Raw genomic sequence first — 10,941 nt, 5'->3', positions numbered from 1 at the left:
CTATGCTGTCCAAGCCGACCGCGAACAGCTGGTCGGAATCAAATAGCGCGAGTCTCCATCAGACCCAGGGCGCTTCAAGCCTCCAACAAACTCAGAGCGGTTCACGTGCATCAGACCCATACTTCGGACTTCGGCTCGATGTACTCGCATCCCAGGAAGCGAAATTACGTGTTTGAGGGGAAAGTGACCGAAGACCTGAGCCAGCGCGGTGCGTACTACCGTGGCGAGACGGTTTGATGCCTGCTGCTCATGCTAGGGGCGCGCCCACCTTGGCTCTCCGTCTCTGAGAGGTCTGCTTGGTGCTGCAGCAAATTGCGTTTGTAGCTCATGAAATCACTTGACAGTTTCCTTTCGGTGTTTGTAGTGTCCGTGTCCATCACGGGTAGATCACTAACTTCTCACAAACGGCAACAGGTGAAAGGCCAATAGGTTGGTCCACGTTGGTTGGTGGATCCTGCACGGAGGAAAGAACCAGGTGAAACAGGACTGGAGGGGGAGCGCCGACTGCTCTTGAAAACAAGCACTGGGTAACCCCCAGTCAGGGGTTCAAATCCCCTACCCTCCGCCAGTGGAGAGTCCCCCGACCGCACCCCGGTCGGGGGACTCTCCTGCGTCAGCGGCTGCTCTGCGATGACCTCTCAGCGATCGCTTTGTCCAGCGGGACGAGTAGGTGGTCTGGGATGCTCACGAAGAGCGCTTCGCCGTGCCTACGCGCGCACCCTCTGGCGCGCCGCATACGCCGCTTCGGCGGCGCGTCGGCTCTCGGCGAGCGCCTCCGGAAGCGTGCGACGCGGCGGGCGGCGCTCGAGCATCGACGCGATCGCGGCGCGCAGCTCGGGCACGGTCGCGTCGTTCGGCGCCAGCACCTCGGCGAGCCCGGCTCGCTCGAGCGCCTCGGCGCCGGCGAACTGGTCGGTGGAGAAGGGGAGCACGACGAGCGGGGCGCCGAACGAGAGCGCCTCGGTCACGCTGTTGTTGCCGCCGTGCGTCACGGCGACCGCGGCGCGTTCGAGCAGCGTCACCTGCGGCAGGAACTCCTGCACGAGCCAGTCGCCCGGAATCTCGCCGAGCGCCGCGCGATCCGACGAGCCGTGGGCGACCGCCGCACGCACGCCCAGGTGACGCAGCGCCTCGACGACGTTGCGCAGCACGTCGTCGCGCACCGACAGGAAGCTGCCGAAGCTCACGTAGACGAACGGCGTCTCGCTCCCGTCGAGCCAGCGCTGCACGGCCGCGTCGGGCTGCTCGGAGCGAAGCGATGAGCCGATGAAGGTGTGCGGGGGCAGGATCTCCCGGCGCTCGGCGGGCATCAGCTCTGCGGGGTAGTTGAAGACGAGATGGTCGCCGTGCTCCGCGAAGGCGTCGGTCGAGGCGGGCGTCGCCGGGTCGAGTTCGGCGAGCGCGCGATTCCACTCGGCGGTGAACGACGCGCTCACCCGGGCGCAGAGCGCGCGCAGGTCGTCGAGCTGCGCGGTGCTCGGCGAGAACGCGGCCGGCCATGCTGACGGGAACCCGTACAGCTCGCCCGCTTCGGGCAGCGGCAGCGCCGTGGGGTGCCCGAGCACCATGTCGATGTGGTCGATGCCGGCCGCACCGAGAGCGAGTCGGGCGCTGAAGGCCAGGTGATCCACCACGATCTCGTCGGGTTGCACCGCTTCGACGATCTCGAGCACTCGGCGCGCGGTGTCGACCGGCCGCCACATGAGGTCGTGCAGTCTCGCTCGCGCCTGGAAGGCGAGCGTCTCGATCATGCCGGCGCGGGTCGCGTCGAAGAACCCGCGCAGTACGTCGTCTTCGCCCTTGGGCTGCTGCTCTGCGCGAATCGTGCCGGGGTTCGAGCCTTTGCCGAGGCTGAGCAGCTCCTGCTCGTAGCCGAACGACTCCACGATGTGCGCGGTCGCCGGGCCGGTGGCGACGACGACGCGGTGGCCGCGGTCTCGCCAGGCCTGCCCGATCGCCGCCAGCGGGTAGAGGTGGGACGCGTAATCGGGGCTGATGATGAGCAGGGTCATGCGTACTGATTCGATTCTGCGCGGAGGCGGTCGGCGGCGCGGCGTTCGTGCGCGGTCATATAGATGCGGGCGAGCGAGCGTGCCATGGTGTGGATCGAGAACCGTTCGGCGACGAGGGCGCGCGATGCGGCGGCGCGATCGTCGGGGGCGTCGGCGGCAAGGGTGAGGCCGGCGTCGAGTGCTGCTCGCAGCTGCGACACGTCGGACGTATCGATCAGCATCCCGGTGCGGCCCTGATCGACGTACGTGGCCGGCCCTCCGCGGAGCGGTGCGATCACGAAGAGACCCGCGGCCATCGCCTCCAGGATCGCCAGACCGAACTCCTCCTTCATGCTCCCGCAGACGTACACGCCGTTCGGCGCGGCGAGCCCGGGGGCGCCGAAGCGCGCGGCCGCGATCCAGCGAGCCGCGGTCGTATTCGGACGATGCCCCACGAGCAGCAGACCGTGCGCCGCGCGCTCAGCCGGATCCACCAGGCCGTCGATGCGCGCCAGCTGCTCGGCCTCGTCGGCGGACGGTCGCACCAGATTACCGCCGACGATCAGCAGGTTGCAGCGTGCCTGCAGGTCGGATTCGGACCACGCCTCCACGATCGTCGACATCCCTTTGACGCGGTGCAGGCGGCCGACGCTGATGAGGAGCGGCAGGCCGCGGCGTTCCGGCGGGAGCTGGCGAAGCAGATCGACGAGTTCGTCGAGATGCGGGCCGGCCTCGCCCCCCGCGGACAGCGCTCGCGCCTCGGAGACCGCGTCGTCGATCACGGTGACGTCGATGCCCTCGGCCACCGGGGAGAACTGCGCGGCATCGTCGATGTCGATGCCGATGAGGCGCTGCAGGTCGGAGCGCAGGTGCTCGCGGGGCATGAGCACGGTGTGGTCGGCGCGACGCGCGAGGTCGCGCACGAGCCGGGCCCGGAACCAGTAGCGGTCTCGCGCATCGTGATCGCCGAAGTTCTGCCGGGTGAGCGCGCCCGACTGCTCCAGGGTCTCGATGAGGGCGTGCGGGTCGGGGGCGGCGGTGAAGACCACCGGGATGTCGAGCGCACGCGCCACGTCCCACGCGGCGAACGTGCCGACATCCGCCATGCGCAGGTGGATCGCGTGGACGGGCCCGTGCTCGGTGAGGGCTCGGGCGATGCCGCGCCGCGCGGCGACGAAGTTCGACCAGGTGTCCTCGGCGCTCACGGCGGCGACGGGAAGCCCGATCTGCGCGTACGCGTGGTGAGCCGCTGGCTCCGCTGCATCGGTCGCATCCGCGGGCGTCGTCGGGGCATCGGTGCCCCGCGAAAGCGTGAGTACGCGGCTCACGGAAGCGCCCTGCTCGGGGTCGACGAGCGCGTCTCCGAGGCGCACGAGCAGCGTGGCGATGCCGCCGTTGTTTCCGCTGCCCACGGTGCGCAGGTCTGCGTCGATGTCGGCGCCGAGGAAGAGCTGGGCGATCGTCAGCCCTTCGGGTCCGTCGACTTCGCCGTGCCGGTCGGCTGGGATCGCGGGATCGGTGAGGAGCTCATCTGCGAGTGCGTCTCGCGCGGCCTCCCGCACCTCGGCGAGTTCGTGCTCATCGTGCTCGATGCGCGCGAGTTCGGCATCTGCTCGGGGGTCGCGGATCAGGCCGAGCGTCTCTGTGAGGCGGCGACGCACCGGTGCGCTGGTGTGCTCGCGCAACGCGGCGGTCAGCGTGTCGACGATCGTTCCGGGGGCCTCGATGCGCCAGGACTCGAGGGCGCGCTGGGCGAGCATGCCGCCGAACCCGCCTTCCACGAGCAGCTCGACGAGCGAGCCGACGGCGGCGATGCAGGCGGGGCGGCCTTCGAAGCCCCACGCGGCATGCTCTCGGATGAAGATACGAGGATCGCCGAACGCTTCGGCGAGTACCGCCGCGGCCGCCTCGTCATCGATACTCGCGATCGCGTGCACTGCGGCGATCGCGACGGCTTGATCACCGCCCGCAAGCACGGATGCGAGTGCATCGAGTGCGCGAGGGTCGCATGCAGCGGCCTCGGCGAGACGCTCACCGGTCTGAATGATGTGCGTCAGACTGCCCGAATCGAGCATCTCCCGCAGCAGCGCTTCCACTGCCATGCAGCACCTACGATCTGTCGGCTGATAGTGACTATTACTTAATTTTTAAGCATATATGTGGTTTACACAAGTTTTAAGCTATTCTCTCAGCAGGACACCACATGACAGGTCGGGATGCAGCATCGGCTCCACCTTCGATCGGTCTCGACCGAGAGGTGAGTCATCGACCGTGAACACCCGGAGCGACCGCAGGGCGGGTCGACTGAACCGCAGCTCGCACGCGTACGAGGGCCGTACGCCCAGGCCCGAGGACGAGCGACTTCCCTGGACGCAGAATCTCGCCCACGGAATGCAGCACGTGCTGAGCATGTACGGCGGCATCATCGCGCCGCCGCTCATTATCGGAACAGCCGCGGGGCTGTCGAGCGCCGAGATCGGCATGCTGATCGCGAGCTGCCTCTTCGTGGGCGGCCTCGCGACGATTCTGCAGTCGGTCGGGCTCCCGTTCTTCGGCAGTCAACTGCCCCTCGTGCAGGGCACGTCGTTCGCGTCGGTGGCCACGCTCGTCGCCATCGTCGGCGGGGGCGGCGGCATGCCGGCCGTGTTCGGAGCCGTGCTCGGGGCGGCGCTTATCGGTCTGCTCATCGCCCCGTTCTTCGCGAGAATCGTGCGATTCTTCCCTCCGGTGGTCACGGGCGTCGTCATCACGACGATCGGCATCTCGCTGATTCCGGTCGCAGCGCGCTGGGCGATGGGCGGAACAGCGACTGCCGACGACTACGGAAGCGTGGGCAACATCGCTCTCGCGGGTGGCACGCTGCTGATCGCACTCGTGCTCTCGCGCGTGCGGGTGTTCGGTATCAATCGAATGGCGATCCTGCTCGCCCTCGTGCTGGGCACCCTGATCGCGTTCATCGCGGGCAAGACCGACTTCTCGGCAGTCGGCGAGGGGGCGGTCTTCGCGGTTCCGCAACCGTTCGCCTTCGGGCTGCCCGTCTTCGAGATCAGCGGAATCATCTCGATGGTCATCGTCGTGCTCGTCATCCTCACGGAGACGACCGCCGACATGCTCGCCGTCGGGCAGATCACCGGGTCGAAGGTCGATTCGCGCCGCATCGCGGACGGGCTGCGCGCAGACATGCTGTCGAGCGCTGTCGCTCCCGTGTTCAACACGTTCACGCAGAGCGCCTTCGCACAGAATGTGGGGCTCGTCGCGATCTCGGGCGTGAAGAGTCGCTTCGTGGTCGCTACCGGCGGCGCGATCCTCGTCGTTCTCGGCCTTCTGCCGGTGCTGGGCCGCGTCGTCGCGACCCTGCCGATGGCCGTGCTCGGCGGGGCGGGCATCCTGCTCTTCGGTACGGTCGCCGCCTCCGGCATTCGCACGCTGAGCAAGGTGCACTACGAGAACAACTTCAACCTCCTGATCGTCGCCGCATCGCTCGCCGTCGGGTGCATTCCCGTCGTCGCGCCCGACTTCTTCGATCAGTTCCCCACGTGGTTCAGCACCATCTTCCACTCGGGCATCAGCTCGGCGGCGATCACCGCTGTCGTGCTCAACCTGCTCTTCAACGAGATCGGGCGACGGCGTCGGCACGCCGATACGGGCACCGGTGACTCGCACCTCCGCCGAGGCTGAGGGTCAGAAGTCGCCCTTCTTGTAGTACCTGCGGAGGGTGAGGTCGTGGCCGCGCACCCGCTCGAGGTGCGTGCTGAGCCGCTCGAGCACCGCGGCCAGCACGATCGGCGAGATGAGGGCGCGCACGCGGGCGCTCAGCCCGGCGAGTGCGAAGTCGCGGGTGTCGATGATCCTGACCTTGCGAGTCACTGTTCGAGCGAAGCGCTCGACTCGGTCGGTGAGCGGTCGCTGCTCATCCTCGCCCGCGAAGATGAAGACGCTCGTGTCGGCTTCGAGCAGTTCGAGGGTGCCGTGGAAGAAGTCGGAGGCGTGCACGGGGCGCGTCCAGATCCACTGCATCTCTTCGAGAATGCACATGCCGTAGTACATCGCCTCGTACCAGGAGCCGCCCGCGCTCGTGATGATGTGGTGCTGCTCATCGGCGATTTCGGCGGCGAGCTCTTCGGCGCGCGGTTCGAACGTGCGCTTCGCGTCGACCAGCAGCTCGGGCAGTGCGTGCAACTCGGCGATGACGGCCTCGTAGTCGTCGATCTCGCCTCGCGCGTCCATGAGGGCGAGCGCGAGCAGGAGCGATTGCAGGGAGAAGTTCTCGCTTGACGTCGGGTCGGCGCACGGATTGGTGAGCGAGATATCGGCGAGCTCGGCGATGGGGGTCGCGGCATCCGCGGTGAGGCTCAGTACGGTCGCGCCTCGCGACTTCGCGAAACGAAGCGCCTCGACAGCTTCTTTCGTCGTGCCGGATACCGAGGGGAAGACAGCGAGCGACCCCGGCCCGAGGTGCTCGCTCCCGGAGTGCACGATCTCGGCGCTCATCTCGATGTGCACCGGAAGGGAGGATCGGGTCTGCAGCAGGCGCGCCGCGGGAAGCATGAGGAAGTTCACTCCGCCTGCGCCCATGAAGAAGACGTTCGTACCTCCGTCGTCGAGCCAGCGCCGTGCAGCCTCGCGGATCGGGCGCGCGAGAGCTACCGCTCCGCGCTGCACGGTGAGGTAGGCATCCGGATCGAATTTCAGCATCATTGCTCCTGTCTGTGTGCAGACCTATTTGTCTGACAACTATCGTAAAGGGTGAACAAGCGGTAGCGCAATGCTCCTCCGGCGCGGACGCGCACCGACCTCGCTAAGCTGAGCGGCGGAAGGACGGCGCGCGCGGGCGCGCCGTCCGCATCAGTCGAAGGAGGCGTGGCCCTGTCTGACACATCGGGGAAGGCCGGATCGCGGGAGAGTGCGGTGGACCGGACGCGCGCGCAGATCACGGCGCTCATCGACGAACTCGGCGTGCGCCCCGGCGACCGCCTGCCGACGGAGGCAGCGCTCACCGAGCGGCTGCGCACGTCGCGCTCAACGGTTCGCGAGGCCTTCCGGCAGCTCGAGCAGAGCGGTCTCGTCGTCGCCGTGCAGGGCCAGGGGCGCTTCCTCTCAGTTTCGGGCGGGCTGCGCGTTGAGCGTCCCGTGACGAAGTACGAGAGCATCACCGAGGTGCTGACCGCACGCGGGTACCGGGTGTCGAGCGCAGTGCTCAGCGTCACCGAGACAGGGGCGGATGCCGAGGTCGCCGCCGCGCTCGAGATCGAGGTCGGCGCGCCCGTGATCCGACTCGTGAGGATCCGCTTCGGCGACGACCGCCCGCTCGTGGTGAGCGAGAACACGGTGCCGCGCCACCTGCTTCCCGGCCCGATCGAGCATCGGGACTGGGGCGGATCGTTGACCGCGGCGCTGACCGCTCATGGTGAGCACGTGCAGACCGCGCTCGCCACGGTGTCAGCGGTGGATCTGCCCTCCGACTGGGAGCAGCAGTACAACCTCGCCGGGATGGGGCCGTGGTTGCTGGTCACGGAGGTGGGTCTCAGCATCTCCGGCCGCCGCGTGCTGCACGCGAAGGACTACCACCGCGGCAGTGAGATCTCGTTCACCGTACTGCGTCAGCGGTGACTGTGCTGCGTCAGCGGTGACCGTGCTGCGTCAGCGGTGACCGTGCTGCGTCAGCGGTGATCGTGCGCGGGAGCGACCGATGCGCGCTCGATGAACTCCGCCCCGAGTTCGCGCTGCATCGGCGGTGTGGCGTCATCCGCCGCGGCGTCGATCCGGCTGAGGAGCAGTTCGGCCGCCTGGCGGCCGAGTTCCAGCATCGGCTGACGCACCATCGTGAGCGGCGGGTTCATCACGGCCGCCCATGAGCTGTCGTCGAAGCCGATGATGGAGACCTGATCCGGAATCGAGCGCCCCGCATCGCGCAGAGCGTGCAGTGTTCCGGTCAGCGCGTCGGTCTCGGTGCAGAAGAACGCCGTCGGTGCGGAATCGAGCGCGATCATGCGTGTGACCGCCTCGTAGGCGCGCTCTTCGGTCTTCGCACCGAGCATGATGTGGTCGAGGTCGAGGGGAAGTGCGGCATCGTCCAGCGCATCCAAGTAGCCGGTGAGGCGCTCGCCGTCCGTCCAGAGATTTCGCCCCGCGGCCTCGACGAGCTCGCGACGGTACTCGATCCGGCCCGCCACCGGCGGCCCCCAGATGAACCCGATGCGCGAGTGGCCGGCCTTGATGAGCTCGGTCGTCGCGCGTCGGGCCGCCGCGCGGTTGTCGATCACGACGGCGTCCAGGTCGAGACCCGGGATCAAGCGGTCGAGGAGCACGAGCGGAATGCCCTGCTCATTCGGGAGCTGCAGGTGGGCGGTCGAGTTGGCAGCGCACGCCGCGGAGGAGAGGATGATGCCATCGACGCGCTTGTCGACGAGCACGTTGACCGCATTGATCTCCTCGTCGAGGTGCTCCGCGGTGCTCAGCACCAGGGCGTCGAATCCGCGCGCGCTCGCGACCTCCGAGATGCCGAGCGCCACTCCGCCGAAGAACGGGTTCGAGATATCGGCGACGACCACGCCGATGGTGTGGCTGACTCCGGTCGACACGCTTCGCGCGAGCTGATTCGTGCGGTACCCGAGCTCGTCGGCAGCGGCGAGCACGCGATCCCGCATCTCAGCGCTGACGTAGCCGTACCCTCCGAGCGTTCGCGCGGCAGTGGCTCGCCCGACGCCGGCGGCCGCGGCGACCTCCGAGATGGTCGGGGCGGAAGGGCGAGGCTTGCCCACGGTCTACCTCCTCGATGCCGGAGCCTCCAGTTTAGGGCCCGCGGTGCACCGCGGGCTCGGGCGACGTGTAGCGCTGCAACTCCTCGTCGGGAATCGCTCGGCCGCCGCCGAAGGCGGATTCGACGAAGCACTGATCGCGTGATGACGCGTTGCCGGCAGCGAGCCCTGCGAGCAGGTCGTCTCGCGAGGGAACCTGCTGCCGGGTCCACCCGCGGCGCAGCAGTTCGACGGCGAATCCGGCGACGAAGGCGTCGCCGCAGCCCATCGTGTCGACGATCGAGGCGGGGTCGTCGATGACGAGCGTCTCCGCCGATACTCGGTTCGTTCCATCGGTGACGATCGCGCCGTCGGTGCCGCGCGTCGCGAGCGCGATGCCGGCTCCGGCCGCGATCAGCGCGTCGAGCAGTCGGTGCGTCTCGTCGACGCTCTGATCCGAGCACGAGATGAGTGCGAGGTCGATGTGCGGCGCGACGCGGTTCAGGTAGGCGTCGGTGCGAAACTCGGGTTCCGACGAGAAGTCGAAGCTCACGAGGGCGTCCGTCTTGCGCAGGAGCGGCAGTTCGGGCTCGGTATGCGAGTACACGCTCGAATGCACCAGGTCGAAGCTCGACGCGTAGGTCAAGCGCCCGTCGCGCAGGTCGATGGGTGCTCGAACGGTGATGCCGCCGTCGTTCCAGCCGAGGAAGACGCGTTCGCCGTCGACGACGTTCAGCGTCGAGATGCCGGTCTCGCCGTGGCGTACGACGGAGTGCGCGTGGTCCACTCCGGCCGCGGTCAGCGCTGCGCGGAGGAACTGCGCGAGGCGATCGTCGCCGAAGACCCCGAGGTACTCCGCGGTCGCGCCGAGGCGCCGAGCATAGACGGCGACGTTGACCGCGTTCCCGCCGGGGTAGTCGAGACGACGGTCGAGAAAGCGGTCGACGATGTTGTCGCCGAATCCGAGGATCTTCACGGGGCGCTCCTCTCAAGCGCGAAGTGCGTGCGCGACGGGCGTCGCGCACGGAGGGGTGGAGGCGGTCGGGTCTTCGCGGGGCTGCGCTCCGCGAAGACCCGACCGAACCGGAATCAGTAATCCATCACCCGGTAGTAGCGGCGGAGATCGAGCGAGTGGTTGCGCACGCGCTCGAGGTGCTTGCTGAACCGCCCGACCGCGATGTCGAGCACGATGGGCGCGATGAGCGCACGGTTCTCGGGGCTGAAGCCCGCGAGCTCGTAATCGCGATTGTCGAGTACCGTGACGTCCTTCGAGATCCGCTTCGCGAAGGCCTCCGCGCGGTCGGTGAGCGGTCGGGTCTCGTCCTCGCCCTGGAAGATGAGTACCGGGGTGTCCTCCTCGAGCAGCTCGAGCGAGCCGTGGAAGAACTCGGCCGCGTTGACGCGCGTCGTGCGAAGCCACTGCATCTCTTCGAGCACGCACATCGAGTAGAGGTAGGTGAGGCCCCACAGTGGCCCGCCGCCGATGAGGAAGTAGTAGTCGGAATCCTTGTGCGCCTCGGCGAACGCGCTGGCCTTGTCCTCAGTCGCCTTCGCCGCCTCGATCACGGCGTCGGGCAGATGCACCAGTTCGTCGGCGAGCGATGCGTATCCGTCGAACTCGCCGCGAACGTTCATGATGCGCCCGACCAGCAGCAGCAGCTGAGGGTCGAATGGCCAGGTCTTGGGTGCGCACACGAGCGCGTGGTCGACGTTCTGGGCGATGGGGGAGTCGCCGATGCCGGTGAAGGCGACGGTGGTGGCTCCCTTGCTCTTGACGTAGTCGATCGCCATGAGCACGTCCTCCGTGGTGCCGGAGGCCGAGGCGAAGACCGCAAGCGTGCCGGTTCCGAGCCAGGCATCACCCGATTCGATGAGCTCGCGGGAGATCGCAGCGCGCACGGGGAGCTTCGAATGGCGTCGAGCGAGGTACTCGTAGGGCCACATCTGCGCGTAGGTGCCCCCTGAGCCGATGAGCAGCACGTTGTCGATGTTCTGGAGCTGATCGACGAGAGATTCGATCTGCGGGCGCAGCGCGACCGCACTGCTGAGCTGCTCGCGGAGTTCTTCCTCGTTGAAACCGAGCATGGTGACATTCCTTTCGTGGCGGTCGAGTGAACCGAGTCTGATACCGGTATCACGTTTGAGTATCGTGCCACGGCCGTCGGAGCGGCGTCAACCAGAAAAACCGTGAAGCCCGTGCCGAAGCACGTCAA

At 67.7% G+C, this 10,941-nt stretch carries 8 protein-coding genes; 2 read left to right on the top strand and 6 right to left on the bottom strand.

The genetic code is table 11. The features are described 5' to 3' along the window. Positions 1 to 707 precede the first annotated feature (707 nt). Together PQI23_RS08410 and PQI23_RS08405 are read right to left on the bottom strand one after the other, a co-directional pair. The gene (locus tag PQI23_RS08410; RefSeq protein WP_339973459.1) at positions 708 to 2,012 is read right to left on the bottom strand and encodes a glycosyltransferase; all 1,305 of its coding nucleotides are present in this window, start codon (positions 2,010 to 2,012) and stop codon (positions 708 to 710) included. Next, on the bottom strand, positions 2,009 to 4,093 hold the full coding sequence (locus tag PQI23_RS08405; protein ID WP_339973457.1) for a glycosyltransferase family 4 protein: 2,085 nt from the start codon (positions 4,091 to 4,093) through the stop codon (positions 2,009 to 2,011). Before PQI23_RS08405 ends, PQI23_RS08410 begins: the two co-directional genes overlap by 4 nt. A gap of 202 nt (positions 4,094 to 4,295) precedes the next feature. Here PQI23_RS08405 and PQI23_RS08400 point away from each other — a divergent pair, with 202 nt between their 5' ends. Then, complete coding sequence (locus tag PQI23_RS08400; protein ID WP_339973473.1) at positions 4,296 to 5,669, top strand: nucleobase:cation symporter-2 family protein; 1,374 nt, start codon at positions 4,296 to 4,298, stop codon at positions 5,667 to 5,669. Positions 5,670 to 5,672: 3 nt separating this feature from the next. Here the strand turns inward: PQI23_RS08400 and PQI23_RS08395 are convergent, their stop codons facing one another. After that, positions 5,673 to 6,689, bottom strand: a complete 1,017-nt coding sequence (locus PQI23_RS08395; RefSeq protein WP_339973455.1) for an SIS domain-containing protein — start codon at positions 6,687 to 6,689, stop codon at positions 5,673 to 5,675. Positions 6,690 to 6,851: 162 nt separating this feature from the next. Between PQI23_RS08395 and PQI23_RS08390 the strand changes: the two genes are divergently transcribed. Next, complete coding sequence (locus tag PQI23_RS08390; protein WP_339973453.1) at positions 6,852 to 7,601, top strand: GntR family transcriptional regulator; 750 nt, start codon at positions 6,852 to 6,854, stop codon at positions 7,599 to 7,601. 50 nt (positions 7,602 to 7,651) lie between these two features. Here the strand turns inward: PQI23_RS08390 and PQI23_RS08385 are convergent, their stop codons facing one another. From PQI23_RS08385 to PQI23_RS08375, 3 genes are all read right to left on the bottom strand, one after another. After that, the gene (locus PQI23_RS08385) at positions 7,652 to 8,752 is read right to left on the bottom strand and encodes a LacI family DNA-binding transcriptional regulator (protein ID WP_339973451.1); all 1,101 of its coding nucleotides are present in this window, start codon (positions 8,750 to 8,752) and stop codon (positions 7,652 to 7,654) included. Positions 8,753 to 8,783: 31 nt separating this feature from the next. Further along, positions 8,784 to 9,704: a PfkB family carbohydrate kinase gene (locus tag PQI23_RS08380; RefSeq protein WP_339973449.1), complete on the bottom strand. Its 921-nt coding sequence runs from the start codon at positions 9,702 to 9,704 to the stop codon at positions 8,784 to 8,786. Between the two features lie 113 nt (positions 9,705 to 9,817). Then, entirely contained in the window at positions 9,818 to 10,813 is a 996-nt protein-coding gene (locus tag PQI23_RS08375) for an SIS domain-containing protein (protein ID WP_339973446.1), read from the bottom strand. Positions 10,814 to 10,941 lie beyond the last annotated feature (128 nt).

Origin of the sequence: Leucobacter sp. USCH14 (assembly GCF_037619215.1) — a bacterium.
In the GTDB taxonomy this organism is placed as follows: domain Bacteria; phylum Actinomycetota; class Actinomycetes; order Actinomycetales; family Microbacteriaceae; genus Leucobacter.
This window is presented reverse-complemented; position numbering and strand designations above follow the sequence as displayed.